Origin of the sequence: Streptococcus halitosis (assembly GCF_027691175.1) — a bacterium.
Classification (GTDB): domain Bacteria; phylum Bacillota; class Bacilli; order Lactobacillales; family Streptococcaceae; genus Streptococcus; species Streptococcus halitosis_A.
Window position 1 is genome coordinate 674,649 of record NZ_JAQFBD010000001.1, and the last position, 26,399, is coordinate 701,047.

Genomic DNA, 26,399 nt, shown 5'->3' on the forward strand with positions numbered 1-26,399 from the left:
ATGTGGGAAATAGTTCCCTTGGTTTAAAAAATATGATATAATCATTACGATTGTTTCTAGTATAAAAGGAGTTTGATATGTCTAATGGACAACTAATTTATCTAATGGTTGCGATTGCGGTCATTTTGATTTTAGCTTATGTAACAGCCATTTTTCTACGTAAGCGTAATGTAAGCAGATTAACGGCGCTTGAAGAAAGAAAAGAAGAACTCTACAACCTTCCTGTAAATGATGAGGTTGAAGCCGTTAAAAATATGCACTTGATTGGTCAAAGTCAGGTAACCTTTCGTGAATGGAATCAAAAATGGGTTGATTTATCTCTGAACTCATTTGCAGACATCGAAAATCACCTCTTTGAAGCTGAAAACTACAATAATTCTTTTCGTTTCTTTAAAGCAGCTCACAAGATTGATCAAATTGAAAGCCAGATTAGTTTGATTGAAGAGGATATTGCAGCTATTCGCAATGCCCTTTCTGAACTCGAAAAGCAAGAATCTAAGAACAGTGGTCGTGTCCTACATGCTTTGGACTTGTTTGAAACCCTTCAACATACCGTTGCAGAAGATTCAGAGAAATATGGAAAAGCTCTTCCTGAGATTGAGAAACAATTGGAAAACATCCAATCGGAATTCTCTCAATTCGTTACTCTTAACTCATCAGGTGACCCAGTCGAAGCTGCAGCAATCTTAGATGATACTGAAAATCATATTCTTGCTCTAACGCATATTGTTGATCGGATTCCAGCTCTTGTTGAAACCTTGACAAAGGAATTACCAGATCAATTAGCAGATTTGGAAGAAGGCTATCGCAAGTTGTTGGATGCCAACTACCACTTTACTGAAACAGATATTGAGTCACGTTTCCAACTTTTGCATGAATCTTTGAAGAATAATCAAGAAAACATTCGTCAGTTGGAGTTGGACAATGCAGAGTATGAAAATAATCGCATTCAAGAAGAAATCAACGCACTTTATGATATTTTCACTCGTGAAATTGAGGCTCAAAAAGTCGTTGAGAATCTCCTCTCAACACTTCCAACCTATCTCAACCACTTGAAAGAAAATAACCAGGTGCTTGTTCAAGATCTTGAACGCCTGAATAAAACTTATCTTCTTCCAGAAAGTGATGGAAATCATGTTCGCCGACTTCAAGAAGAATTAGCTGCACTTGATACTGCTATTTTAGAAATAACAGAGGATCAAAGAGAATCTGCTCAAGCCTATTCTGTTCTTGAAGAACAGTTGGAAATGCTTCAAAGCAATCTCAAAGATATTGAAGATGAGCAAATTTCTGTGAGCGAACGACTTGCGCAAATTGAAAAAGACGACCTCAATGCTCGCCAAAAAGCAAATGTCTATGTGAATCGTTTGCACACCATCAAACGTTACATGGAAAAGCGAAACTTACCAGGAATCCCTCAAAGTTTTTTGAAACTCTTCTTTACTGCAAGTCATAACACTGAAGATTTGATGGCGGAGCTAGAACAACCGCAGGTTAATATTGAATCTGTTAAGCGAATTCTTGAAATTGCAACGAATGATATGGCAGTACTTGAGACAGAAACATACGATATTGTTCAGTATGCAACTTTGACAGAGCAACTTCTCCAATACTCAAATCGTTACCGTTCATTTGATGAACGCATCCAAGAGGCTTTCAACGAAGCACTTGAAATTTTTGAGAAAGAGTTTGACTATCGGGCATCATTTGAGAAGATTTCTCAAGCCTTGGAAGTTGCAGAACCAGGAGTTACAAATCGTTTTGTGACTTCATATGAAAAAACACGTGAAGCAATTCGCTTTTAAAATAGAAGCTTAGAGAACTCTAAGCTTTTTCTTTATTTTTGAAATGGAGCTAGATTACCTGTTTATCATTGAAATAATAGCTTTGATTTGATATGATGGAAATATGAAGAAAAATATGAACCGTGTTTCTCACGATAAAAAGAGAAGTATATTGCTTTCCTTTGTTGGGATCTTAGGAATCGCTATGATTCTTTTGGGAAGTGCCATTGGCTACAAGGTTCTACAAAAGCAATCTTATGAACAAAAAATTGAAGCGTTAAAAAGCGAAAAGGATCAGCAATTCAACTCAGGTAGTCAGAGGGACCATTTCCGAAAAGGGCAAGCGGAGGTGATTGCCTACTACCCTCTGCAAGGAGAGGAAGTTATTGCGTCTATTAGAGAAAAAATCAACCAAGACATCAAAGAAAATCTAGAAGATAAAGAGGATCTGGTCTTTTATTATACTGAACAGCTGGATCCTGTCTTAAAGGGAGTTGTTGCTCGTAATATCAGCAAGCAAGTCTACGATTTGTCTGCATCAAAGGTTGAAGAAAAAGAAAAGACTTCTTTAGGAAAAATTTTCTTGACTGAAGATGGGAAAGATTTTGACCTCAGTAAACTTTTTAAAGATGCAAGCAAGGCTAAGGAACTCTTACTAAGTCAAATCAAATCAACTCTAGAAGATAAGAAACTTGACCAGGCAAAAATTGATCAGGTTGTCAAAAACTTCACAGATCAGGATTTGGCATCTTGGAGTTTTGATTATAAAGATAGTCAAATTATCCTTTATCCTGCTAATCCTGGAGAGACTGTTGAAGAAATTGCTTTACCAATATCCAGTTTCTTTGATGTCATTGATTCCTCTTATTTACTAGAAAAAGATGCTGAACTTTATCAAGCTTACTTTGCCAAGAAAAATAAAAAGGTTGTAGCCTTGACCTTTGATGATGGTCCTAATCCGACTACAACTCCACAAGCCTTGGATACCTTGGCTAAGTATGGTGTAAAAGCAACCTTCTTTGTACTTGGAAAAAACATAGCAGGAAATGAGGATCTTCTGAAACGAATGAAATCGGAAGGTCATGTTGTGGGAAATCATAGCTGGGATCACCCTATCCTTTCTAAATTATCCCTCGAAGATGCTAAAAAGCAAATCACTGATACAGAAGATTTGTTGACTCAAGTTTTAGGATCAAGCTCTAAACTGATGCGTCCACCTTATGGTGCCATCACTGATGATATTCGAAATAGTCTTGACTTGAGTTTTATCATGTGGGATGTGGATAGTTTAGACTGGAAGAGTAAGAATGAAGCTGCTATTTTGACAGAAATTCAACACCAAGTTCGTAATGGTTCTATCATTCTCATGCATGATATCCATGCTCCTTCTGTTAATTCTCTACCAAGTGTCATTGAGTATTTAAAGGGTGAGGGTTATACATTTGTGACCGTTCCTGAATTGCTCAATTCTCGCTTGAAGGCTCACGAGATCTATTACGACCGTGATCAATAATTGTTAAAATCTAAAGGAGCAAGTGTTCTGATAATCAGAATTTTGTTTCTTTAGATTTTCTTCACATAGAAAGGAAAAACGATGAAATCTTACACCCTTAATAATGGAGTTTCAATCCCAGTTTTAGGATTTGGAACATGGAAAGCTGAAAATGGAGAGGTAGCCTACCAAGCTGTTTTAGAAGCCTTGAAGGCTGGTTATCGTCATATCGATACTGCAGCTATCTACAAAAATGAGGAGAGTGTTGGTCGCGCTATTCGAGATAGCGGTATTCCTCGCCAAGAAATCTTTGTAACGACCAAACTCTGGAATACCAATCACAGCTATGAAGAAGCTCACCAAGCATTTGAAGAATCAATGGAAAAACTGGGATTGGACTATCTAGATTTGTACCTGATCCATTGGCCAAATCCAAAACCACTAAGAGAAAATGCCGAATGGAAAACTCGCAATGCTGAAGTCTGGAGAGCGATGGAGGATCTTTACCAAGAAGGCAAAATCCGTGCTATCGGCGTTAGTAATTTCCTTCCCCATCATTTGGATGCTTTGCTTGAGACAGCAAGAATCATCCCGGCGGTCAATCAGGTTCGCTTGGCGCCAGGAGTTTATCAAGAGGAAGTGGTTGACTACTGTAAAGAGAAAGGAATTCTCTTAGAGGCTTGGGGACCATTTGGGCAAGGGGAGTTGTTTGATAAGAAAGAAGTCCAAAAAATTGCTGCTAAGCATGGGAAATCAGTGGCCCAAATTGCCTTGGCTTGGAGTTTGGCAGAAGGATTTTTACCCCTACCTAAGTCAGTGACGGCTTCTCGCATCCAGAACAATCTTGACTGTTTTGGAATTGAACTCAGCAAAGACGAGCGAGAAGTCTTAAAGACAATTTCAGTGACTTCGGGCGCACCTCGTGTGGATGAGATGGATTTTTAGTTTGTGAAATCTGTTTATACCGAAATAACAAAGACTAGGAATTTTAAATCCTAGTCTTTTTGTGTATAAAAAATCTAAATTATTTGTATAATAAAATAGTTTTATAAATTGAAATAAATGAACAAGTTTAGAAAATGTTGCTTTGATAGAACAAATAACACGAACGATAAAACTAAATAAGAACATTACATACGCAAATATTACATTTTTGTGACAATTCAGATTTTTATGAAAATTTTTGATTATTTGCGTTATAATAGGTATACTTTAAAGAAAAAGGAGATTATTTATGGATAGACGACAACGTTTTTCATTACGGAAATACAAATTTGGTCTTGCTTCAGTTTTATTGGGAACTGCATTGTTTTTTGGAGCAAGTCAAGTTAATGCCAATGAGCAGAGTACAGGTGAAAATCAAGCTCAAACTCAGGAAATCAAGACAGAGCTAAAAGACGATAAACACTCAAGCTCTTCAACTGACCAAACCAATACTAATGTGATAGCTCCAGTAGCTGGAGAGAAACAGGAAGTTGAAACTTCTAAAGAGGATGCTAGTAAACAAGATGCTAGGGTAGAAGCCCCAGTTGATAAAACTGTCGAATCTCAAGAATCAGGAAAAGATAGCGCAGTTGCAAATGAAGGAAATCAAGGTGTCGTCCAAAAAGAAACAACAGTCAATACGAGTATCGCGTCTGCCACTGAGAAGGTCTCTACCATAGAGAAAAAAGAGGCTCAAGCAACGACAGTTCCTAAAACTACTGGACAAACAGCAAGTACTGAAAAAGAACAAGAAAAAGCTGAGTCTGCAAAACCCAATAGTCTTTCAAGCAATGATATCATCACAGTGCCGAAAACTTGGAAGGCTGGTTACAAGGGGACAGGGACCGTTGTTGCCATAATTGACTCTGGGCTTGATTTGAATCATGAGGTTCTTCGAATTTCGGATCCGTCAAAAGCAAAATTTAAAAACAAGGAAGCCATCGAAGCAGCTAAAAAGGCTGCTGGGATCGACTACGGTAAATGGTATAGTGATAAGGTTGTCTATGCCTATGACTACTTTGACGGAACAGATAAGATTAAAGAAGCAGAAAGAACTTCTCATGGAATGCACGTAACAGGGATTGCTGCTGGAAACCCTGATAAAGAAGCACCGAATGGTGAAAAGGTCTATGGTGTTGCACCAGAAGCCCAAGTCATGTTTATGCGTGTCTTTTCAGATCGCCAAAAAACGACAAGTTCGGCCCTTTATGTAAAGGCGATTGATGACGCAGTTGCCTTGGGAGCAGATGCCATTAATATGAGTTTGGGATCTAGCACTGGTTCTATGGTAGATGCTGGTTCTGATATTGTGGATGCTATCAAACGGGCTCGTGCCAAGGGAGTTTCTGTTCTTATCTCAGCAGGAAATAGCAATACATTCGGAAATGGTTATTCAAAACCGCTAGCCGAAAACCCAGACTATGGCTTGGTTGGAAATCCATCCACTGTTGAGGATTCGATTTCAGTTGCTTCTGTCAACAACAAAACATTGACAACAGCGGTTTTTGAAGTCAAAGGTCTAGAGGGAAATGCCGGCCTTCATAACGGAAAATTTGATTATAATCAACCTGAGGCAGATAAGGACTTTGAAAAAGGAAAAGAGTATGAATATGTCGAAGCAGGCTTAGGTCGTGAAGAAGACTTTGCTAAGTTGGATTTAACTGGGAAACTGGCCCTCATTCAGCGTGGAGTCATGAACTTTTCAGAGAAGATCAAAAATGCACGAAAACACGGTGCAGTTGGTGCCTTGATCTACAATAATGTAGAAGGCGCAAACATCAATATGTCTATTGATGATGAAGCAAAGAAAATTCCTTCTGTATTTATTTCTAAACAGTATGGTGAAGCCTTAAAATCAGGAAACTATAAGATTGTTTTTAATGGTAAGATGGATAATCGCCCTTCCGATGTAGCCAATCAGCTATCTGACTTTTCAAGTTGGGGGGTGACTACTGATGGACAATTGAAACCAGACGTAACAGCTCCTGGTGGCAATATCTACTCATCCTTTAATGACAATACCTATGGAAGTATTAGTGGCACCAGTATGGCGGCTCCTCACGTTACGGGTGTTGCCGTTCTGGTTAAGGAATACCTTCAAAAACACCATCCAGAATTGACTCCTGAGCAAGTATCAGAGACTGTCAAGGCCTTGATCATGTCAACTGCAAAACCACATGTTAATAAGGATACAGGCACTTATACCTCTCCTCGTCAGCAAGGTTCTGGGATTGTGGATACTGCTGCTGCAGTGTCAACAGACCTCTATGTAACGGGTGAAAATGGCTATCCAAGTGTGACTTTAGGAAATGTTGGAGATCAATTTACTTTTAAGGTCACTGTACACAATATATCAGATACTGACCGTACTCTCAAGATGGTGGTGAATACCAATACAGACGATGTCCAAGATGGGAAATTTACCCTTCGACCTCGAAAATTAACAGAGACAGTCTGGCCAGAAGTGACGGTCAAATCCCACAGCAGTCAAACAGTCACTGTTAAAGTGGATGCTCGAAAATTTGCTGCTGAACTCAGCAAACAAATGCCAAATGGCTATTTCCTAGAAGGTTTTGTTCGCTTTGTAGATCCAGCAGATGATGGGGATATTGTTAGTCTTGCATTTATGGGCTTCCGAGGTGAATTCCAAAATCTTCCCGCTGTCGAAAAACCAATTTACAACCTTGTTCGAGAAGGGAAAAATGGATTTTACACAGAGGTAGACAAGGAAAATCCTGCCGTTAACTACTCTAATGATGCCACCTATCTCGCAACCTTGCAAAATGACCTTCTAGTTTCTCAAGGTCAACGCCAAGGACGACGAATTACCGTTCTTGGAATCGAACAAAATGCTGAAGGTAAGCATGTTCTTCAGTTGGACGAAAAAGGGAATGTCCGTATTGCTATTTCTCCAAATGATGATGGAAACAAAGACCTAGTTGAATACAAAACGGTTGCTTTGAGAAATCTTGTAAATCTTCGTGCTACAGTTTATGCGGCTACGGATACCAAGCATGAACATCCTATTTGGGAGGGCGATGCAAAGGATCTTCGTAAGAATTACTTTGATGGTGACAGTAGAAATCTGAAGAGTTATATTCTAGATAATACTGCTTGGAGAGGCCAGGATTTTGATGGCAATACTGTTGCGGATGGTTTATATGACTATGTTATCAGTTATACACCAGACGTTCCAGGAGCTAAAGAACAACACACGACCTTCAAAATTCAAATTGATACTCAAAAACCTGTCATCACAAGTGGATATATTCGTTTTAAAGATGGAAACCAAGAATTCGTAGCTCGCAAACCCAAAGATGTGGGTCAAGGCGGTATCCTTTCAGAAAAAGTCTTCTACCTCACACCATTTGACCAGAAAGGGACCATGGTTCTAACTGGGAAAGACCAGTCTGGAACTCGTGCGCTTGAGAACACCCATCTGATTAAGGCCAATGCTGACGGTAGTTATACACTTCCTAAGGATGTTGACAAGGCTAATATTTACTATCTTGTTGAGGACTATGCAGGAAATGTAGACTATATCTCACTTGCTGAACTTGTGCGCGATCAAAATAGTGGTCGAGTGAAAATTGCCTTGAAGAATGCAAAAACAAAACAAGATATTGATACCCTCTACGTCTATCGAATCAAAAATAGCAAGGGGCAATATGTTGATGTTGACAAGACAAAAGCGATTCATTTCTTACAGTTTGGTCATTATACAGCAGAAATTTTCAGTTATGACCGAACAGAATTGAAATTTATCAGTGCCTTATCCCAAGAGTTTGACTTGACGGAAGAAAATAGTTTCCAAACCATTACCTTCCTAGCAAATCTCCTAGAATATGCACCTGTGTCTGTTTCCTTCAATCGAGCAGTTCCAAAGACGACTACAGTAGTTTTGAAAGGAGAAGATGGGACAAGTATCACTCTTCCTGCTGAAAAATACGGTCAATACGCCTTTGGTAAGAAAGTTGCTACAGGTCGTTATACTGTACAAGTCACCTTGCCAACTGGATATGAACTCCTTGAAGATCTCGTTTCCTTGCTCGTTCAGCCAGGTCGAAATAATGCTTTGCGTCTATCTGTTGTGTCTAAGTTGGCCTTAATTGCTGCGGTAAATCAACAAAAAGAACTGGTAGAAACGTCTCGTTACTTTAATAGTAGTGCAGATAAGAGAAAAGCTTATGACCAAGCTTTCCAAGTGGCGCAGTCAGCCTTATCAAGCAAGTTGAAGCAAGAATTGATTGATGGCGTTCTCGCTAGTATTGAGGCTGCTGGTAAAGCTTTGGATGGAAAAGATTCGAACGTTACAGCCTTGAAAGAAGCTATGAAAGCTTACTATGCAACGACTAAAACTGGACGATATGCTAATGCCAAGGAAAAAGTACGTCGTGCTTATGATCGTGCCTTCCAAGAAATTGCTTTACTCGCTGTGGACCCTAAAGTCAAACAAGATCAAATTGACCAATCTCTTATTGCCCTAGCTACAGCTAAAAGTAAACTAAATGGCAAGGCCACAGACTTCTCTAGTCTAAAGAAACTGGTCAAGGATGAACGTCTTTTCCAAGAAAAGAACGCGAGATTTATCTATGCAGACAAGAAAGAAAAAGCAGCTTATCTTCTAACTTTTAAAGAGGCACAGGAACTCCTTAAAGATCCAGGAGCGAGCCAAGAAGATGTCAAAGATGCCATTACAGCCTTGAAACAAGCCAAGAGAAATCTACATGGCAAAAAACCAAAAGCGAAAAGACATCCTTAAACAGGACTTTCTGAAGCTTTACTATTAAATGAGTCTGGAACTTTGTTTTCAGACTCATTTTTGGTTTACACTGGCTAGAAAATCTGCTATAATACTAGCTAGGAAAGAAAGTCTTATGGCGTTCTTCAGCGAGCTTGGGGTAGTGGGAGCCAAGTAGAACAAGGTAAGAAACTGGCGCTTTCTGTCGTATTTTTAAAAACAATGAAGTAATAAATTAGGGTGGAACCGCGTTTCAGACGCCCCTAGGTCACAGACTTAGGAGCAAAGACACGGTTCTTTTTGTATCCAAAGTCACAAAAATTTATAATAAAGGAGTAAATAATGTCTAAAAAATTGACTTTCCACTGCGTCAGTGGCAGAGACCTCCTTACAGTCGGACTGCCCCACGCTCAGCACTAGAGTGCCTGAGCTAGACGCAGTACTAACTCGTCTTGCCTCGTATAATCGACAAGGCAGACTCGTGTCGCAAAAAATCATTTTTTATTAAGGAGTATTCAATGTCTAAGAAATTAACATTTCAAGAAATTATTTTGACTTTGCAACAATTTTGGAATGACCAAGGTTGTATGCTTATGCAGGCTTATGATAATGAAAAAGGTGCGGGGACGATGAGTCCTTACACTTTCCTTCGTGCTATCGGACCTGAGCCATGGAATGCGGCTTATGTGGAGCCATCACGCCGTCCTGCTGATGGTCGTTATGGAGAAAATCCTAACCGTCTCTACCAACACCACCAATTCCAAGTGGTCATGAAGCCTTCTCCATCAAATATCCAAGAACTTTACCTTGAGTCTTTAGAAAAATTGGGAATCAACCCTTTGGAACACGATATTCGTTTCGTTGAGGACAACTGGGAAAACCCTTCTACTGGTTCAGCTGGTCTTGGATGGGAAGTTTGGCTTGATGGGATGGAAATCACTCAGTTCACTTATTTCCAACAAGTTGGTGGATTGGCAACTGGCCCTGTGACTTCGGAAGTTACCTATGGTTTGGAACGTTTGGCTTCTTACATTCAAGAAGTGGACTCTGTCTATGATATCGAGTGGGCCGATGGCGTAAAATATGGAGAAATTTTCATCCAGCCTGAGTACGAGCATTCAAAATATTCATTTGAAATTTCGGACCAAGAAATGTTGCTTGAAAACTTTGATAAGTTTGAAAAAGAAGCTGGTCGTGCATTAAAAGAAGGCTTGGTTCACCCTGCCTATGACTATGTTCTCAAATGTTCACATACCTTTAACCTGCTTGATGCGCGTGGTGCCGTATCCGTAACCGAGCGCGCTGGCTATATCGCTCGTATCCGTAACTTGGCCCGTGTCGTAGCCAAAACCTTTGTCGCAGAACGCAAACGCCTAGGCTACCCACTTTTGGATGAAGCAACACGAGCTAAACTCTTAGCAAAAGACGCAGAATAAAGAGAGTGACAGTTTACGAAAATGGGCGAACAGAGTGAGCCTTGAGCCAGTTGCCGCAGTGATGAAGGTATCCTTAGTGAAGCTAAGGATACTAGGCAAAATTGGAGACTTTCGGCTCCAATTTTAGCAATGAAACAACGAAGTTGGTTGCTTGCGTGCCAATCACATAAGGCAAACTGGAAAATAAAAAGATACTTTTCGGAGAAAAAACATGACAAAAAACTTATTAGTAGAACTCGGTCTTGAAGAGTTACCAGCCTATGTAGTAACTCCAAGTGAAAAACAACTAGGTGAAAAAATGGCAGCCTTCCTCAAAGAAAATCGTCTTTCCTTTGAAGCCATTCAAACCTTCTCAACACCACGCCGTTTGGCTGTTCGTGTGACTGGTCTTGCAGACAAACAGTCTGATTTGACAGAAGATTTCAAGGGACCAGCAAAGAAAATTGCCTTGGATGGTGATGGAAACTTCACCAAAGCAGCTCAAGGATTTGTCCGTGGGAAAGGCTTGACGGTTGAAGATATCGAATTCCGTGAAATCAAGGGTGAAGAATATGTCTATGTCACCAAGGAAGAAATAGGCCAACCAGTTGAAGCCATTGTTCCAGGTGTAGTAGACGTCTTGAAGTCACTGACTTTCCCTGTCAGCATGCACTGGGCTAACAACACTTTTGAATATATCCGCCCTGTACACACTTTGACTGTTCTTTTAGATGAAGAAGAGTTTGACTTGGATTTTCTTGATATTAAGGGCGGTCGTGTGAGTCGTGGTCATCGTTTCTTGGGACAAGAAACTAAGATTCAGTCAGCATTGAGCTATGAAGAAGACCTTCGTAAACAGTTTGTAATCGCGGATCCTCGTGAACGTGAGCAAATGATAGTTGACCAAATCAAGGCAATCGAAGCTGAACATGGTGTACGTATCGAAATTGATGCTGACTTACTGAACGAAGTCTTGAACTTGGTTGAATACCCAACTGCCTTCATGGGAAGTTTTGATGCCAAATACCTTGAAGTTCCAGAAGAAGTCTTGGTGACTTCGATGAAGGAACACCAACGTTACTTTGTTGTTCGTGATCAGGATGGTAAACTCTTGCCAAACTTCATTTCTGTTCGTAATGGAAACGCAGAGCATTTGGAAAATGTCATCAAGGGTAATGAAAAAGTCTTAGTTGCCCGCTTGGAAGACGGAGAATTCTTCTGGCGTGAAGACCAAAAATTGGTCATTTCAGATCTTGTTGAAAAATTGAACCAGGTGACCTTCCATGAAAAGATTGGTTCCCTTCGTGAACACATGATTCGTACAGGTCAGATTGCCGTCCTTTTAGCGGAAAAAGCTGGTTTATCAGTGGATGAAACGATTGATCTTGCCCGCGCAGCATCCATTTATAAGTTTGACTTGTTGACAGGGATGGTTGGTGAGTTTGATGAACTCCAAGGAATTATGGGTGAGAAATATGCCCTTCTTGCTAGGGAAGCTCCAGCAGTTGCGGCTGCCATTCGTGAACACTACATGCCTACATCAGCGGACGGAGCTCTCCCAGAGAGCAAGATTGGAGCCATTCTAGCCATTGCAGACAAATTGGATACGATTTTGAGTTTCTTCTCAGTAGGCTTGATTCCATCAGGTTCTAACGATCCTTATGCCCTTCGTCGTGCAACGCAAGGTGTAGTTCGTATCTTGGATGCTTTTGGTTGGCACATTGCTATGGATGAGTTGATTGATAGCCTTTATGCTTTGAAATTTGACAGCTTGACTTATGGAAATAAAGCAGAGGTCATGGACTTTATCAAGGCTCGTGTTGATAAGATGATGGGTTCTACTCCAAAAGACATTAAGGAAGCGGTCCTTGCAAGTTCGAACTTTGTCGTGGCGGATATGTTGGAAGCAGCAAGTGCTCTCGTCGAAGCAAGCAAGGAAGAAAACTTCAAACCGTCTGTAGAATCTCTTTCACGTGCTTTCAACTTGGCTGAGAAAGCAGAAGGATCTGAAACAGTTGATCCTGCTCTCTTTGAAAATGAAGAAGAGAAAGCCTTGGCGGAAGCAGTAGAATCACTCGTTTTATCAGGGACTGCAAGTCAGCAATTAGAACAACTCTTTGCGCTTAGTCCAGTTATTGATGCTTTCTTTGAGAATACTATGGTAATGACCGATGATCAAGATATTCGTCAAAATCGATTGGCTGTTTTGTCGCAATTAACCAAGAAAGCAGCTAAACTTGCACGCTTTAACCAAATCAATACCAAGTAGACTCTCTATTAAACGAACTGTATCTTTTTACAAAGGAGATAAACATGGATTCAAAAAAAATCGCTCGTATCAACGAGCTCGCTAAAAAGAAAAAAACAGAAGGCTTAACTTCTGCTGAAAAAGTAGAACAAGCTAAACTTCGTGAGGAATACATCGAAGGCTATCGTCGTGCTGTTCGTCACCATATTGAAGGAATTAAGATTGTTGATGAAGAGGGAAATGACGTCACACCAGAAAAACTACGCCAAGTGCAACGTGAAAAAGGTTTACACGGTCGCAGTTTAGATGATCCTAACTCATAAAATGAAAGGGGGCTGTAGATGATTTACAAGCCCTTTTTCTGTTGTAATAACAAAAGGAGCCAAATGGCTCCTTTTTGGTTTCTTAGTTGCTTGCACCAGAAGTAGCGTCTGCGCCACCACCGTGGCCTCCAGCATCACCTGAATCAGAAGCGCCAGAAGTAGCATCAGCGTCTCCATGACCTCCAGCAGCAGGAGCAAATGGTCCGCTACCACCTACCAAACGTTGACCCGTTTCTTTTAGGTACCAGTCAAGCCATGGTTGGAAGTTAAAGACAATTTCATTGATACCAGCGTATGATCCGTCAGGATAGTACATCGCTTGGTAGTTGTGAGTATTGATGACGCCTGCAGGAGAACCTGGAACGATCGTACGGACGTATTCTTGGTTTCCGTTACGAAGTGTTCCGATAACCCACTCTACATTCTTCATACGTGCTGGTGGAAGAGAATTGTGAACAGTCGACATACGGTTACCTGATTGAGGTGGTACACGTTTGGCAAACATGGTGTCTGGATCTTGGTGAGCGTTGTTGTAGTAGAGGAATTGGTTGTTGTCATCAGCGTATGTCAATTCAAATGGCATAGCTTTCAAGAACATATCAATTTGGTTAACCGTCAAGATACCGTGGTCCAATTTGACATAGGTATCACCAGAAACAGCTCCAGTGATTGCAGCAACTTTTTCTACCCATTCTGGATCGTCAGGATCAACTTCTGTAATGGTTGTAGCGATTGGTTTTCCACAATCCAAGTCTTCTGGTTCAATTGGTTTTGGTTTTTTCAATTTTGAAACGACTCCTACGTATTTTACAAAGTTATCTAAGCAAGTTTCAAGGAATTTAACAGTTCCTTCATTAGTGATATTTCCGTCGTTATCAAAAGCTTCCTTAGCTTTACCAAGAAGGAATTCATTACCTGGAAGCGTGTAGGCATTAACACCTGGAGCGTCAAGGATTTTACGAAGGTGAACTTGGGCACGTGATGTTCCTTGGTCATAGTATGATGCACCCACAATCATAACAGGCTTGTTTTCAAATGGATGAACTTCGTATGAAAGCCATTCGAGTACAGATTTGAGTGAAGCTGAGATAGTGTGGTTGTGCTCAGGAGTAGCGATAATGACACCATCAGCACGTGTAATCTTGTTATACAAGAAACGCAATTGGAAGCTTTCGTCCCATTTTTCGTCTTGGTTAAACATTGGAACTTCGTCAATTTCAAGAACTTCTAATTCAAATTTGAATTTGAAATTACGACGGATAAATTCCAAGAGTTTGCGGTTATATGATTGATCGTAGTTTGATCCAACAAGTCCAACAAATTTCATTCTTTCGGTCTCCTATCTTACAAATTTTCCCAGTCAAATTCTTCTGCATCTTTGCGAAGCAATTCTTGTGCATTGCGCAATTTTTCAGTAATCTTCACAAAGATACGGAAGTCATCAAAGATGGCATCCAATTTTTTGATGACATCAAGGTCAACCAAGTCACCACTTGGGTTAAATGCTTGAAGAGAGTGTGAGAGCAAGAATTCATCTGGAAGAACATTTGCCTTGATTTCAGGAGCATTCAAGATTTGACGAAGTTGCAATTGGGCACGAGATGAACCAAGTGTACCATAGGAAGCACCAGTGATCATGATTGGTTTGTTCAAAAGTGGGTAGATACCGTAAGATAGCCAAGCAAGAGCGCTCATCAAAACTGCAGGGATAGAGTGGTCGTACTCAGGAGTACCGATAATCACACCGTCAGATGCTTCAATTTTAGCAGCAATCTCAAGAATTTCAGCTGGAAGTTGCTTATCTGCTGGTTTGTTGAAAACAGGGATATCCTTGATTTCAACGAGTTCAATTTCAGCTTTATCCGCAAAGTGTTTTTGCATGTATTGGAGCAATTGGCGGTTTGTAGAACGTTTAGAGTTCGTTCCAACAATGGCAATAAGTTTTAGCATGAGATTTCCTTTCTCTTTTTACATAATACAATTTTGAAGGCCTGAAGAACATGCAAGGCGTCCCTCTTTGTCGATGAGAATGGCTTCGATACCATCTAAACTTTCGACTTGCCAGAGGATAGAAGCGCTACGTTCTCCAAATAGGCGGGTTGTCCAAATCTCACCATCAACGGATTTATCAGAGATAATCGTTAGGCTAGCAAGATCGGTTTCGACAGGGAATCCTGTCTCACTATCAAAGATATGGTGATAGTCTTTTCCATCTACTGTCAGGTGGCGTTCATAGATACCTGAAGTGACAACGGATTTGTTAGAAGCAGGAATGGTTAGGAGATGGTTGCCACGAGGATTTCGCGGATCTTGAATCCCAATCTGCCAGGCTTTCCCTTCTTTGGCTTGGTTATCCCCGATGGTGAGGATATTTCCTCCGAGATTGATCAGTGCAGAGGTGACACCGTGTTCTTTCAAATACTGGGCAACCTTATCTGCACTATAGCCCTTGGCTAAACAACCTAAATCAAGCTTCATTCCTTTCTTCTTTAAAAAAACAGTAGAGTTAGTCGGATCCAACTTGATAAAATGCGGGTCAACTAGAGGCAAGACAGCTTCGATTTCGTTTAACTCTGGAAGTCGTGCATCTGCAAATCCGATTCGCCAGGTTTGAATCAAGGGACCAATACTGATATTTAGATGGCTAGAGGGAGCTAGGCTGTGCTCTAGTCCAAGAGCAATCAGTTCAAATAGGTCAGGATGAACCTTAACAGGTGCGATTCCAGCCTTGTAGTTGATTTCCATCAGTTCGGATTCTTGACTATTGGCGTTGAAGCGGTATTCGAGCTCCTTGAGCAAGTCAAAAGCGCCCTGAAGCAGGATTTCTGCCCGCTCATCTACTAATGAAATCGTGATAGTTGTTCCCATTAGCCGTTCAGAACGTGAATGAAGAGACAAGCTACCAGCTCCTTTCTTTTCATAGGAAATCATTCAATATAAGGTAGTTAAAGAAAAATTAAACCCCTTATATTTTCTTTCCATGTAACTAGCATACCATAAAGTCAGCGTTTTCACAAATGGATTTTGACAAAAAGTCAAGAAATATGCTCAAAATTAGCATGAAAACGATAGAAAAATAATGTTTGTTAATATTAAGTGTATTTTTTTCTGAAAAAAAGAGAATTCTGAGCAAATACCTTGTAAACGCTAACAGTAAATGATATACTAGAAAAGTAAATCAAAAATTAAAGGTAGGAATTTTTCTATGAGTAAAATTGTTGTAGTTGGTGCTAACCACGCTGGTACAGCTTGTATTAATACGATGTTGGATAACTTTGGTCATGAGAACGAAATCGTAGTATTTGACCAAAACTCAAATATTTCATTCCTTGGTTGTGGAATGGCGCTTTGGATCGGGAAACAAATTGATGGCCCAGAAGGTCTCTTCTACTCTGATAAAGAAAAATTGGAAGCAAAAGGTGCTAAAATTTACATGAACTCACCAGTTCTTTCAATTGACTACGATAACAAAGTTGTGACTGCAGAAGTTGAAGGAAAAGAGCACAAAGAGTCTTATGACAAATTAATCTTTGCAACTGGTTCAACTCCAATCTTGCCTCCAATCGAAGGTGTAGAAATCGTTAAGGGCAACCGCGAATTCAAAGCGACTCTTGAAAATGTTCAATTTGTTAAGTTGTACCAAAATGCAGAAGAAGTAATCGAAAAACTTGCTGACAAGAGCAAACACCTTGAGCGCATTGCCGTTGTTGGTGGTGGTTACATCGGTGTTGAGCTGGCTGAAGCTTTCGAACGTCTTGGAAAAGAAGTGGTGCTTGTTGATATCGTAGACACTGTTTTGAACGGCTACTATGACAAAGACTTTACCCAAATGATGGCGAAGAACTTGGAAGACCACAACATCCGCTTGGCGCTTGGTCAAACAGTTAAAGCCATCCAAGGTGACGGTAAAGTTGAACGCTTGGTAACAGACAAAGAAACATTTGATGTGGATATGGTGGTTCTTGCAGTTGGTTTCCGTCCAAACACAGCTCTTGCTGACGGTAAGATTGAACTCTTCCGTAACGGTGCCTTCCTTGTAGATAAGAAACAAGAAACATCTATCCCAGGTGTATACGCTGTTGGTGACTGTGCGACTGTTTATGACAATGCTCGTAAAGACACTAGCTACATCGCTCTTGCATCTAACGCTGTACGTACTGGTATCGTTGGTGCTTACAATGCTTGTGGACATGAATTGGAAGGAATCGGTGTGCAAGGATCAAACGGTATTTCAATCTATGGTCTTCACATGGTTTCAACTGGTTTGACTCTTGAAAAAGCCAAAGCTGCAGGCTATAATGCAACTGAAACTGGCTTTAACGATCTTCAAAAACCAGAATTTATGAAGCATGACAACCACGAAGTTGCCATCAAGATTGTCTTTGATAAAGACAGTCGCGAAATCCTTGGTGCACAAATGGTTTCACATGATGCTGCAATTAGTATGGGAATCCACATGTTCTCACTTGCTATCCAAGAGCATGTGACAATTGATAAATTGGCTTTGACAGACCTATTCTTCTTGCCACACTTCAACAAACCATACAACTACATCACAATGGCTGCACTTACAGCTGAAAAATAACAATAGCTGAGCTATCTGGCCTTAAGTTAAGGTCAGATAGTTTTTTTAATCCATCTGTACCCAGACAATTATTGTTTTTCTATCTTGTACTTCATTCTAATCTGGCTTAAAATGAAATGGTAGCTACCAATACAGATGATGAGGATTAAGAAATGACTGAAAATCGTTATGAACTAAATAAAAACTTGGCACAGATGCTCAAAGGTGGGGTTATCATGGACGTTCAGAACCCTGAACAGGCTCGTATCGCAGAGGCTGCTGGTGCGGCAGCTGTTATGGCCTTGGAACGGATTCCAGCTGATATTCGTGCAGCTGGTGGAGTTTCTCGTATGAGTGATCCAAAGATGATTAAGGAAATTCAAGAAGCGGTCAGTATTCCAGTGATGGCCAAGGTCAGAATCGGGAATTTTGTTGAAGCTCAGATTTTAGAGGCTATTGAGATTGACTATATCGATGAGAGTGAAGTGCTGTCTCCAGCAGACGATCGTTTCCATGTGGACAAGAAAGAATTCCAAGTTCCTTTTGTCTGTGGAGCTAAGGATTTGGGTGAAGCCTTGCGTCGTATCGCTGAGGGAGCTTCCATGATTCGGACAAAAGGAGAACCGGGTACAGGAGATATCGTCCAAGCCGTTCGCCATATGCGTATGATGAATCAAGAAATTCGCCGCATTCAAAACCTCCGTGAAGATGAACTTTATGTGGCAGCAAAAGAACTCCAAGTCCCTGTAGAATTGGTCCAATACGTTCATGAACATGGAAAATTACCAGTTGTTAACTTTGCAGCTGGAGGTGTGGCAACGCCAGCAGATGCTGCGCTGATGATGCAATTGGGGGCAGAGGGGGTCTTTGTCGGTTCAGGTATTTTCAAATCAGGCGACCCTGTTAAACGAGCAAGTGCTATTGTTAAGGCCGTAACCAACTACCAAAATCCTCAAATTCTGGCTCAAATCTCTGAAGATCTAGGGGAAGCCATGGTTGGTATCAATGAGAATGAAATCCAAATTCTCATGGCAGAGCGAGGAAAATAGATGAAAATTGGAATATTGGCCTTGCAAGGCGCCTTTGCAGAACATGCAAAAGTGCTAGAAAAGTTAGGTGTTGTTAGTGTCGAAATCAGAAATTTAGATGATTTTCAACAACATCAGAGTGACTTGGTGGGTTTGATATTACCTGGCGGTGAGTCTACAACCATGGGCAAGCTCTTGCGCGACCAGAACATGCTGCTTCCCATCCGAGAAGCCATTCTATCTGGATTACCCGCTTTTGGGACCTGTGCGGGCTTGATTTTGCTGGCTAAGGAAATCACTTCTCAGGAAGAAAGTCATCTTGGAACCATGGATATAGTGGTTGAGCGCAATGCTTATGGGCGCCAACTAGGAAGTTTTTATACAGAAGCAGAATGTAAGGGAGTTGGTCAGATTCCCATGACCTTTATCCGTGGACCGATTATCAGCAGTGTTGGAGAGGGTGTAGAAATTCTAGCAACAGTTGATGATCAAATCGTTGCTGCGCAAGAAAAAAATATGCTGGTAACCTCTTTTCATCCTGAGTTAACAGATGATGCTCGCTTGCACCAGTATTTTATCAATATGTGTAAAGAAAAAAGTTGAGAAAAGATTCTCAACTTTTTTACATGTAATAAACAATAGCGATGTACTGAAGTGCAGATGCTGCTAGGATAAAGAGATGCCAAATCATGTGGAAATAAGGTTTTTTCTTAGCGTAAAATCCAGCTCCAACTGTATAACAGAGCCCACCAGTTACCATGAGACTCCAGAAAATTGGTGTTGTTTGACTGATAATGGCAGGAATGATAGCCAGAACCAACCAGCCCATGATCAGGTAAAGGGCAAGGCTGAATTTCTCATTGACCTTTTTAGCAAAGATTTTATAAAGGATGCCAAAGATGGTCGTTCCCCACTGAATGGCAATGATCAGATAGCCAAACCAGTTATTCATCAAAGTCAAGACGACCGGCGTGTAAGAGCCTGCGATAGCCACGTAAATCATAGAATGGTCGATGATTCGCAAGACGTATTTGTGGGTCGAACCATAGGCCATAGAGTGGTAAATGGTTGACGAGAGGAACATGAGAAAGAGACTGATAACAAAGATAGAAACGCCAAAAGATGATAAAAATCCGTGTGCTTCATAACTATAGGTGGATGAAATGGGGAGTAGGATGAGCATGATAACGGCACCCACAGCATGGGTCACGCTATTAGCAATTTCCTCTCCAAAACTGAGTTTTTTACTGAGTTTTAGACTGGTATTCATTGGATTTCCTCCTCTTCTTTGATAAGGATTAAGTCTAGAGTTTGATGATAGAGTTTAACCGTTTGACAGCTAGTTTGGATAATAGGATTTTCTGGATCAATCCCATGGTTCATGTAGTCTACAAAAGCATCGTAGAGCTGGTCTGAGCTCGCTTGAGTTTGCAGAGTATTAAGGGTCTGAGCGATTTCTTGGATCGAAAAGACAGACTTGAGAGTGGTGATGGCAATCAAACGGGCGATCTGTTTGCGTTGGTATTTTTTCTTGTCTGGCTTTGTCAGGTAACCATGTTTGACATAGTTATTGACCATAGATGCTGTTAGTCCCTTGTCCTTATCTGGAGAGATAGGGGCACAGACCTGATTGACATAAAGTAAAACCTGATCCAGATAGAGGTCAATGTTTGGAATGTCTTCCCATTTTGGGTAGGAAAAGTTAGAATTCATTTCCAACTCCTTTTTATCTAGTTTTAATAACTAGATTATAAAATAATAAAAAACAAAAGTCAAGTTTCAACTGCTTGTAGAAAGCTTTAAATTATGCTATGATGAGAGAAAATAGTTAGAAATGAGGGGAAAAGATGGAGATTCGTTTAGCTTTTCCAAACGAAGTGGATGCGATTATGCAGGTGATGGAGGATGCTAAAAAGTGCTTAGCCAAATCTGGTAGCGACCAGTGGCAAAATGGCTATCCAAATGCAGATATCATTATTGATGATATCATCTCAGGCCAAGCCTATGTGGCCTTGGAAGAAGGAGAACTGCTAGCTTATGCTGCTGTAACCAAGAGTCCAGAGGAAGCCTATGAAGCCATTTATGAAGGAAGTTGGCAGGGGGAAGAATCAGAATATCTGGTCTTTCACCGTATCGCTGTGGCAGCAGATGTCCAAGGACAAGGTGTTGCTCAGACTTTCCTAGAAGGCTTGATTGAAGGTTTTGATTATCTAGATTTTCGTTCAGATACGCATGCAGAAAACAAGACCATGCAGCATATCTTTGAAAAGCTGGGCTTCCAACAGGTCGGTAAGGTTCCAGTTGATGGGGAACGTTTGGCCTATCAGAAATTAAAAAAATGATGCAGAAAAAGTACGCAAAGATGCTCTACCCGTCGCCAATTGGAACTTTATCCTTAGTTGCTGACGAGCAATATTTGTATGGAATTTGGGTACAGGACCAAACTCATTTTGAGAGGGGATTAGGAGATGAAACGATAGAAGAAGTTGCTAGCCATCCTGTATTAGAGCAAGTTATTTCCTATTTAGATACCTATTTCGAAGGCAGTGTTCAGGATCTATCTGACTTACCTTTAGCTCCCATTGGAACAGATTTTGAAAAGCGGGTTTGGGATTACTTACAGGCCATTCCTTATGGTCAAACAGTAACTTACGGACAAATAGCTCAAGACCTGCAAGTGGCTTCTGCTCAAGCGATTGGAGGAGCAGTGGGGCGCAATCCTTGGTCCATACTTGTTCCCTGTCATCGGGTGCTGGGGTCAGGCAATCGCTTGACAGGCTATGCATCTGGAGTCGAAAAGAAAGCCTGGCTCTTGCAACATGAAGGTGCAGCATTTCAAGAAAATAAAAAATAGAAAGAAAAGAAGATGTTAGAATTTATCGAATACCCAAAATGTTCAACTTGTAAGAAAGCAAAAAATGAATTGGATCAACTTGGACTGGAATACCAAGATGTCCACATCGTAGAAGAAACACCAAGTGAAGACGTGATTTTGAAGTGGTTGGAAACTTCCGGTTTTGAAGTGAAACAATTTTTCAATACTAGCGGGATCAAATACCGCGAACTGGGCCTAAAAGATAAGGTAGGAAGTTTGTCAAAACAAGAAGCAGCCAAGCTTCTAGCGAGTGATGGTATGTTATTGAAACGTCCAATTTTGGTGGAGAATGGTGCTGTTAAACAAATCGGCTATAGAAAACCCTATGAGAACTTAGGTTTAAGATAGTTTTTATTTATCTCCTTGATAGGTAAAATATATAGCCTCCCTGTTTTAAAGTGTGATAAACTAGAAGATAGACAAAGTCTGAGTAGCCCGTAGCAAATAATTTGCTTGCGAGCAGAAGTATGATAGAATGAATCATTATCAGGAGAGGATGTTTTTATGACTGTTACAACATTTTTAGCATCAGATTGGTACCAAAGTTTGATGCAACTCATTCCGGATGGTAAACTCTTTAGTTTGCGTTCGGTCTTTGATGGAATTCCAAGGATTGTCCAACAACTGCCTACAACCTTGATGTTGACACTTGGAGGTGCACTCTTTGGTTTGCTACTTGCCTTGATTTTTGCCATTGTTAAGATCAATCGTGTTAAAATTCTATATCCCTTGCAGGCCTTTTTCGTTAGCTTCTTAAAAGGTACTCCAATCCTAGTTCAACTTATGTTGACCTACTACGGAATTCCTTTGGCACTGAAAGCTATCAACCAACAATGGGGCACTGGTTTCAATATCAATGCGATTCCAGCAGCGCTTTTTGCGATTGTGGCCTTTGCTTTTAATGAGGCGGCTTATGCAAGTGAAACGATTCGTGCAGCCATCCTTTCTGTTAACCCAGGTGAAATTGAGGCGGCGCGTAGTCTGGGTATGACTCGTGCTCAAGTTTATCGTCGCGTGATTATTCCAAATGCGGCGGTGGTAGCGACACCGACTTTGATTAACTCTCTTATCGGTTTGACCAAGGGAACTTCTCTAGCCTTTAGTGCGGGTGTTGTCGAAGTTTTTGCTCAAGCTCAGATTTTGGGTGGAGCAGATTATCGTTACTTTGAGCGTTTCATCTCCGTAGCCCTTGTTTATTGGGTAGTCAATATCGGAATTGAAAGCCTCGGTCGTTTCATCGAGAGAAAAATGGCTATTTCTGCACCTGATACAGTGCAAACAGATGTGAAAGGAGACCTTCGTTAATGATTAAGATTTCGAATTTAAGCAAATCCTTTTCAGGACAAACTGTCTTGGATCATCTGGACTTGGATATCCAAAAAGGGGAGGTAGTGGCCTTGATTGGTTCATCTGGAGCTGGGAAATCAACCTTTCTTCGTAGTTTGAACTATCTTGAAACTCCAGATAGTGGAACGATTCAGATTGACAATTTTAAAGTTGATTTTTCTCAGATTAGCCAAGAAGAAATCCTAACCCTTCGTCGCAAGTTGTCTATGGTTTTCCAACAGTTTAATTTGTTTGAACGCCGAACTGCTCTTGACAATGTTAAGGAAGGTTTGGTTGTTGTCAAGAAATTATCGGATGAGGAAGCAACAAAAATCGCCAAGGAAGAGTTGGCTAAAGTTGGTCTTTCTGACCGTGAAAACCATTACCCTCGCCACTTATCAGGTGGACAAAAGCAACGGGTTGCCCTCGCGCGTGCGCTTGCTATGAAACCAGATGTCTTGCTCTTGGACGAACCCACTTCAGCTCTAGACCCAGAATTGGTCGGTGAAGTAGAAAAGTCTATTGCAGATGCTGCCAAGTCAGGTCAGACCATGATTTTGGTCAGTCACGATATGTCTTTTGTAACCCAAGTGGCAGATAAGGTTTTATTCCTAGATAAAGGGAAAATCATCGAGTCCGGCACACCGGATGAAATCATCAATCATCCAAAAGAAGAACGGACAAAAGAATTCTTCGCTAGTTACAAACGGACTTATATTTGATATAATAGAAAAAGGAAAACTCAGTTAGTTGGACTAGCTGAGTTTACTCTTTAAAAAAGATAGAAACGAGAGAGATCATGCTGCTGCAACTGTTTTCTTTATATTTCGAGAGTTTGATCTTAACGACCATCCTTGTCGTGATTTTTCTGGGGATTTGGATTGGATTGAGAGCCATGTCTGGTGTGGACAAGACAGCCAAAGCTCGCCAAGCCCATCTCTATGATATGATTATGATTGGAGTTTTGGTCATTCCGGTGTTGTCCTTTGCCGTCATGAGTTTGCTCTTGGTTTTCAAGGCATAATCCTTGCGTGACTAGCAAGAATAAGTTAGAATAAAGATAGTTACAACAAGAAAGAAGGAATCGAAATGTACGATACGATTATTATCGGTGCTGGACCTGCGGGAATGACCGCTGCCTTATATGCTGCTCGAAGCAATCTGAAAGTAGGCTTGATTGAAGGTGGTCTGCCAGGCGGGCAAATGAATAACACATCTGATATCGAAAACTATCCAGGTTATGCCAATATCAGTGGACCTGAATTGGCTGAAAAGATGTTTGAACCACTTGAAAACCTTGGAGTAGAGCATCTTTATGGCTATGTTGAAAATATTGAAGACAAGGGTGACTATAAGAAGGTAATCACTGATGATCAAGTTTACGAAACCCGTACTGTCATCGTGGCAACTGGGTCAAAACACCGTCTTTTGGGAGTTCCCGGAGAAGAAGAACTGAACAGTCGTGGTGTTTCTTACTGTGCAGTCTGTGATGGAGCTTTCTTCCGTGACCAAGACTTGCTCGTAGTCGGTGGTGGAGATTCAGCGGTAGAAGAAGCCCTCTTCTTGACTCGCTTTGCCAAGACTGTTACCATTGTTCACCGTCGCGACCAACTTCGTGCCCAAAAGGTGTTGCAAGACCGTGCCTTTGCTAATGAGAAAGTCAACTTTATCTGGGACTCTGTCGTCAAGGAAATCAAAGGTGAAAACCGAGTAGAATCTGTCGTATTTGAAAATGTAAAAACAGGTCAAATAACAGAGCAAGCCTTTGGTGGTGTCTTTATCTATGTTGGTTTGGATCCCGTTAGCGATTTTGTCAAAGATTTGAATATTCAAGATCAGGCTGGCTGGATTGTGACAGATAACCACATGAAAACTGCCGTTGACGGTATCTTTGCGGTTGGAGATGTTCGCCAGAAAGACCTTCGCCAAGTAACAACAGCAGTTGGAGATGGGGCTATCGCTGGTCAAGAAGCTTACAAATTTATTACAGAACATAGTTAATACACTTCGAAAATCTCTTCAAACCACGTCAGCTTCGCCTTGCCGTAGGTATGGGTACTGACTTCGTCAGTTCTATCCACAACCTCAAAGCAGTGCTTTGAGCTGTCTTAAGCTAGCTTCCTAGTTTGCTCTTTGATTTTCATTGAGTATAATCATAAAAAAGTTTCCAATCAGATGACTGGAAACTTTTTTTATAGTCTATTTCGGAAAACTTCGTACATGAGAATGGCTGCAGCAACACTGGCATTGAGGCTTTGAACATGTCCATTCATGGGAATGGTAATCATCTCATCAACCTGTTTTTTGATGTTGCTCGAGATGCCTTTTCCTTCATTTCCGATGATGAGGGCGATTTTCCCTTTTGTATTCCACTTGTGGCAAGGGGTACCGTTCATATCCGTTCCAAAGGTCCAGAAGCCTTCGTCCTTGAGCTTATCTAAGGTTTGACTAAGGTTAGTCACTCGAGCAATCGGTACGTGCTCAATAGCTCCAGTAGCCGTTTTGGCAACGACTGGAGTTACACCGACAGCTCTGTGCTTAGGAATGATGACTCCTGAAACGTTGGTTGCATCAGCAGTTCTCAAGATAGAACCTAAGTTGTGAGGGTCAGTTAACCCGTCCAGAATCAATAGCAAAGGATTTTCTTCTTGGCGTATTTTTGCAAGGATGTGATCCAGCTCGCTATAGGCAAATTCAGAAACTCGAAGGACAAATCCTTGATGGACAGCGCCTTCGGTCATTTCAGAGAGGGATTTTTTTGAGGTCCAAGAGATGGAGACCTTTTTCTCAGCAGCCAGTTCCTTTACTTTCTCAACATTCTTACCTCGGAGATCATCTTGGAGGTAGAGTTTGTTTCCTGTATTTGCAAGGAGGGCTTCGGTAACGGCGTGGACGCCATAGACAATATCATTTGTTTTCATGCCTTTATTATAACACAAAACCCCGTCTTGCAACGGGATTTTCTTTATTCGAGGATGAGGAGTCCATCTTTGATAGCAAATGGGTCTTTCTCATTGATACGATCGTAGAACATGATTCCGTTGATGTGGTCAATTTCATGTTGGACAACGATAGAGTTGTATCCTTTAAGCTTGATGCGGTGTTTTTCTCCGTCCTTGTCAAAGTAATCAACAGTGACGCGGGCATGACGAACAACATAGCCTGGAACTACACGGTCGACAGATAGGCACCCTTCTCCTTCACCGAGGGCGGCGTCCTGAACAGAGTGGGATACGATTTTTGGATTGTACATAACAGCTTGCAGGTCGTAGGCTTCCTGAGGAGTTTCACCTTCTTCCACAATATTTGGCACTAAAACAGCGATAATGCGTTTTGAGATATCTAACTGAGGAGCGGCCAATCCAACCCCACCGCGGAGTCCCATCTTTTCAGCCATAACAGGATCCTGAGAATTTTTGAGGAATTGCATCATCTTTTCTCCAAGGATGATTTCCTGGTCAGACAGTGGGAAAGTGACCTCCTCAGCAACCGCGCGTAAAGTTGGGTTCCCCTCACGGATAATATCGTTCATATTAATTAAATGAGCAGCTTTTGTAATACGTTCTATAGCAGACATTTTCTCTCCTTTCATTACCTCTACATGATAACACAAAATAGG

General features: G+C 41.1%; 24 protein-coding genes. 17 read left to right on the forward strand and 7 right to left on the reverse strand.

Translation table 11 applies throughout. From position 1 onward, the window contains the following. Positions 1-77: 77 nt before the first annotated feature. The 7 genes from ezrA to PG086_RS03295 all read left to right on the forward strand — a co-directional run bounded on the left by ezrA (position 78) and on the right by PG086_RS03295 (position 12,987). Complete coding sequence (gene ezrA, locus PG086_RS03265) at positions 78-1,805, forward strand: septation ring formation regulator EzrA (RefSeq protein ID WP_167266279.1); 1,728 nt, start codon at positions 78-80, stop codon at positions 1,803-1,805. Positions 1,806-1,908: 103 nt separating this feature from the next. Beyond that, entirely contained in the window at positions 1,909-3,297 is a 1,389-nt protein-coding gene (pgdA, locus tag PG086_RS03270; protein WP_270747832.1) for a peptidoglycan-N-acetylglucosamine deacetylase PgdA, read from the forward strand. Positions 3,298-3,378: 81 nt separating this feature from the next. Then, positions 3,379-4,221 carry an aldo/keto reductase gene (locus PG086_RS03275; RefSeq protein WP_167266273.1) on the forward strand — a complete coding sequence of 281 codons (843 nt, stop codon included), beginning with the start codon at positions 3,379-3,381 and terminating at the stop codon, positions 4,219-4,221. A gap of 289 nt (positions 4,222-4,510) precedes the next feature. Then, complete coding sequence (locus PG086_RS03280) at positions 4,511-9,022, forward strand: S8 family serine peptidase (RefSeq protein ID WP_270747833.1); 4,512 nt, start codon at positions 4,511-4,513, stop codon at positions 9,020-9,022. A 497-nt stretch (positions 9,023-9,519) separates the two neighbouring features. Next, on the forward strand, positions 9,520-10,437 hold the full coding sequence (gene glyQ, locus PG086_RS03285; protein ID WP_109289796.1) for a glycine--tRNA ligase subunit alpha: 918 nt from the start codon (positions 9,520-9,522) through the stop codon (positions 10,435-10,437). A 211-nt stretch (positions 10,438-10,648) separates the two neighbouring features. Then, entirely contained in the window at positions 10,649-12,685 is a 2,037-nt protein-coding gene (gene glyS / locus PG086_RS03290) for a glycine--tRNA ligase subunit beta (RefSeq protein WP_109289797.1), read from the forward strand. 44 nt (positions 12,686-12,729) lie between these two features. Beyond that, complete coding sequence (locus tag PG086_RS03295) at positions 12,730-12,987, forward strand: DUF896 family protein (protein ID WP_000377481.1); 258 nt, start codon at positions 12,730-12,732, stop codon at positions 12,985-12,987. Positions 12,988-13,069: 82 nt separating this feature from the next. Here PG086_RS03295 and PG086_RS03300 read toward each other — a convergent pair whose 3' ends face one another. The 3 genes from PG086_RS03300 to PG086_RS03310 are packed head-to-tail and all read right to left on the reverse strand — an operon-like array spanning position 13,070 to position 15,885. Continuing rightward, positions 13,070-14,314: an NAD(P)H-dependent oxidoreductase gene (locus PG086_RS03300; protein ID WP_000673667.1), complete on the reverse strand. Its 1,245-nt coding sequence runs from the start codon at positions 14,312-14,314 to the stop codon at positions 13,070-13,072. Positions 14,315-14,331: 17 nt separating this feature from the next. Further along, on the reverse strand, positions 14,332-14,937 hold the full coding sequence (locus tag PG086_RS03305) for an NADPH-dependent FMN reductase (protein WP_000915933.1): 606 nt from the start codon (positions 14,935-14,937) through the stop codon (positions 14,332-14,334). 18 nt (positions 14,938-14,955) lie between these two features. Continuing rightward, on the reverse strand, positions 14,956-15,885 hold the full coding sequence (locus tag PG086_RS03310; RefSeq protein WP_212576351.1) for an FAD:protein FMN transferase: 930 nt from the start codon (positions 15,883-15,885) through the stop codon (positions 14,956-14,958). 307 nt (positions 15,886-16,192) lie between these two features. On the opposite strand from PG086_RS03310, the gene nox reads away from it, so the two are divergent. From nox to pdxT, 3 genes are all read left to right on the forward strand, one after another. Further along, positions 16,193-17,572, forward strand: coding sequence for a H2O-forming NADH oxidase (nox, locus tag PG086_RS03315; protein WP_000036768.1), 1,380 nt, complete (start codon positions 16,193-16,195; stop codon positions 17,570-17,572). A 152-nt stretch (positions 17,573-17,724) separates the two neighbouring features. After that, positions 17,725-18,600, forward strand: coding sequence for a pyridoxal 5'-phosphate synthase lyase subunit PdxS (pdxS, locus tag PG086_RS03320; RefSeq protein WP_270747834.1), 876 nt, complete (start codon positions 17,725-17,727; stop codon positions 18,598-18,600). Then, the gene (pdxT, locus tag PG086_RS03325) at positions 18,601-19,182 is read left to right on the forward strand and encodes a pyridoxal 5'-phosphate synthase glutaminase subunit PdxT (protein ID WP_270747835.1); all 582 of its coding nucleotides are present in this window, start codon (positions 18,601-18,603) and stop codon (positions 19,180-19,182) included. A 19-nt stretch (positions 19,183-19,201) separates the two neighbouring features. Here the strand turns inward: pdxT and trhA are convergent, their stop codons facing one another. Both trhA and PG086_RS03335 read right to left on the reverse strand, forming a co-directional pair. Beyond that, complete coding sequence (trhA, locus tag PG086_RS03330) at positions 19,202-19,849, reverse strand: PAQR family membrane homeostasis protein TrhA (RefSeq protein ID WP_001097972.1); 648 nt, start codon at positions 19,847-19,849, stop codon at positions 19,202-19,204. Further along, positions 19,846-20,292, reverse strand: a complete 447-nt coding sequence (locus tag PG086_RS03335; RefSeq protein WP_001087578.1) for a DUF1836 domain-containing protein — start codon at positions 20,290-20,292, stop codon at positions 19,846-19,848. The genes trhA and PG086_RS03335 overlap by 4 nt, the downstream gene beginning before the upstream one ends. Before the next feature lie 134 nt (positions 20,293-20,426). Between PG086_RS03335 and PG086_RS03340 the strand changes: the two genes are divergently transcribed. From PG086_RS03340 to trxB, 7 genes are all read left to right on the forward strand, one after another. Beyond that, on the forward strand, positions 20,427-20,921 hold the full coding sequence (locus tag PG086_RS03340) for a GNAT family N-acetyltransferase (protein ID WP_270747836.1): 495 nt from the start codon (positions 20,427-20,429) through the stop codon (positions 20,919-20,921). Then, on the forward strand, positions 20,918-21,433 hold the full coding sequence (locus PG086_RS03345; protein WP_270747837.1) for a methylated-DNA--[protein]-cysteine S-methyltransferase: 516 nt from the start codon (positions 20,918-20,920) through the stop codon (positions 21,431-21,433). The genes PG086_RS03340 and PG086_RS03345 overlap by 4 nt, the downstream gene beginning before the upstream one ends. Before the next feature lie 12 nt (positions 21,434-21,445). Next, positions 21,446-21,802: an arsenate reductase family protein gene (locus PG086_RS03350; RefSeq protein WP_268703387.1), complete on the forward strand. Its 357-nt coding sequence runs from the start codon at positions 21,446-21,448 to the stop codon at positions 21,800-21,802. 156 nt (positions 21,803-21,958) lie between these two features. Beyond that, entirely contained in the window at positions 21,959-22,759 is an 801-nt protein-coding gene (locus tag PG086_RS03355; protein WP_000219161.1) for an amino acid ABC transporter permease, read from the forward strand. Then, entirely contained in the window at positions 22,759-23,502 is a 744-nt protein-coding gene (locus PG086_RS03360) for an amino acid ABC transporter ATP-binding protein (RefSeq protein WP_000590976.1), read from the forward strand. The genes PG086_RS03355 and PG086_RS03360 overlap by 1 nt, the downstream gene beginning before the upstream one ends. A gap of 77 nt (positions 23,503-23,579) precedes the next feature. Further along, complete coding sequence (locus tag PG086_RS03365) at positions 23,580-23,804, forward strand: DUF4059 family protein (protein WP_129326057.1); 225 nt, start codon at positions 23,580-23,582, stop codon at positions 23,802-23,804. A gap of 65 nt (positions 23,805-23,869) precedes the next feature. Beyond that, positions 23,870-24,781, forward strand: a complete 912-nt coding sequence (trxB, locus tag PG086_RS03370) for a thioredoxin-disulfide reductase (protein ID WP_000272337.1) — start codon at positions 23,870-23,872, stop codon at positions 24,779-24,781. A 191-nt stretch (positions 24,782-24,972) separates the two neighbouring features. Here the strand turns inward: trxB and rlmB are convergent, their stop codons facing one another. Together rlmB and def are read right to left on the reverse strand one after the other, a co-directional pair. Beyond that, on the reverse strand, positions 24,973-25,701 hold the full coding sequence (rlmB, locus tag PG086_RS03375) for a 23S rRNA (guanosine(2251)-2'-O)-methyltransferase RlmB (protein ID WP_007521462.1): 729 nt from the start codon (positions 25,699-25,701) through the stop codon (positions 24,973-24,975). A 44-nt stretch (positions 25,702-25,745) separates the two neighbouring features. Next, entirely contained in the window at positions 25,746-26,357 is a 612-nt protein-coding gene (def, locus tag PG086_RS03380; RefSeq protein WP_001272963.1) for a peptide deformylase, read from the reverse strand. Between the last annotated feature and the right edge of the window lie 42 nt (positions 26,358-26,399).

Excerpts from the sequence above, each read along its gene's own strand:
- PG086_RS03360 (WP_000590976.1), top strand. The coding sequence starts at position 22,759 with ATGATTAAGATTTCGAATTTAAGCAAATCCTTTTCAGGACAAACTGTC.
- pdxT (WP_270747835.1), top strand. The coding sequence starts at position 18,601 with ATGAAAATTGGAATATTGGCCTTGCAAGGCGCCTTTGCAGAACATGCA.
- PG086_RS03295 (WP_000377481.1), top strand. The coding sequence starts at position 12,730 with ATGGATTCAAAAAAAATCGCTCGTATCAACGAGCTCGCTAAAAAGAAA.
- pdxS (WP_270747834.1), top strand. The coding sequence starts at position 17,725 with ATGACTGAAAATCGTTATGAACTAAATAAAAACTTGGCACAGATGCTC.
- PG086_RS03345 (WP_270747837.1), top strand. The coding sequence starts at position 20,918 with ATGATGCAGAAAAAGTACGCAAAGATGCTCTACCCGTCGCCAATTGGA.
- glyQ (WP_109289796.1), top strand. The coding sequence starts at position 9,520 with ATGTCTAAGAAATTAACATTTCAAGAAATTATTTTGACTTTGCAACAA.
- glyS (WP_109289797.1), top strand. The coding sequence starts at position 10,649 with ATGACAAAAAACTTATTAGTAGAACTCGGTCTTGAAGAGTTACCAGCC.
- ezrA (WP_167266279.1), top strand. The coding sequence starts at position 78 with ATGTCTAATGGACAACTAATTTATCTAATGGTTGCGATTGCGGTCATT.
- PG086_RS03355 (WP_000219161.1), top strand. The coding sequence starts at position 21,959 with ATGACTGTTACAACATTTTTAGCATCAGATTGGTACCAAAGTTTGATG.
- pgdA (WP_270747832.1), top strand. The coding sequence starts at position 1,909 with ATGAAGAAAAATATGAACCGTGTTTCTCACGATAAAAAGAGAAGTATA.
- def (WP_001272963.1), bottom strand. The coding sequence starts at position 26,357 with ATGTCTGCTATAGAACGTATTACAAAAGCTGCTCATTTAATTAATATG.
- PG086_RS03305 (WP_000915933.1), bottom strand. The coding sequence starts at position 14,937 with ATGCTAAAACTTATTGCCATTGTTGGAACGAACTCTAAACGTTCTACA.
- nox (WP_000036768.1), top strand. The coding sequence starts at position 16,193 with ATGAGTAAAATTGTTGTAGTTGGTGCTAACCACGCTGGTACAGCTTGT.
- rlmB (WP_007521462.1), bottom strand. The coding sequence starts at position 25,701 with ATGAAAACAAATGATATTGTCTATGGCGTCCACGCCGTTACCGAAGCC.
- PG086_RS03335 (WP_001087578.1), bottom strand. The coding sequence starts at position 20,292 with ATGAATTCTAACTTTTCCTACCCAAAATGGGAAGACATTCCAAACATT.
- PG086_RS03365 (WP_129326057.1), top strand. The coding sequence starts at position 23,580 with ATGCTGCTGCAACTGTTTTCTTTATATTTCGAGAGTTTGATCTTAACG.
- PG086_RS03300 (WP_000673667.1), bottom strand. The coding sequence starts at position 14,314 with ATGAAATTTGTTGGACTTGTTGGATCAAACTACGATCAATCATATAAC.
- PG086_RS03350 (WP_268703387.1), top strand. The coding sequence starts at position 21,446 with ATGTTAGAATTTATCGAATACCCAAAATGTTCAACTTGTAAGAAAGCA.
- PG086_RS03340 (WP_270747836.1), top strand. The coding sequence starts at position 20,427 with ATGGAGATTCGTTTAGCTTTTCCAAACGAAGTGGATGCGATTATGCAG.
- PG086_RS03280 (WP_270747833.1), top strand. The coding sequence starts at position 4,511 with ATGGATAGACGACAACGTTTTTCATTACGGAAATACAAATTTGGTCTT.
- trxB (WP_000272337.1), top strand. The coding sequence starts at position 23,870 with ATGTACGATACGATTATTATCGGTGCTGGACCTGCGGGAATGACCGCT.
- trhA (WP_001097972.1), bottom strand. The coding sequence starts at position 19,849 with ATGAATACCAGTCTAAAACTCAGTAAAAAACTCAGTTTTGGAGAGGAA.
- PG086_RS03275 (WP_167266273.1), top strand. The coding sequence starts at position 3,379 with ATGAAATCTTACACCCTTAATAATGGAGTTTCAATCCCAGTTTTAGGA.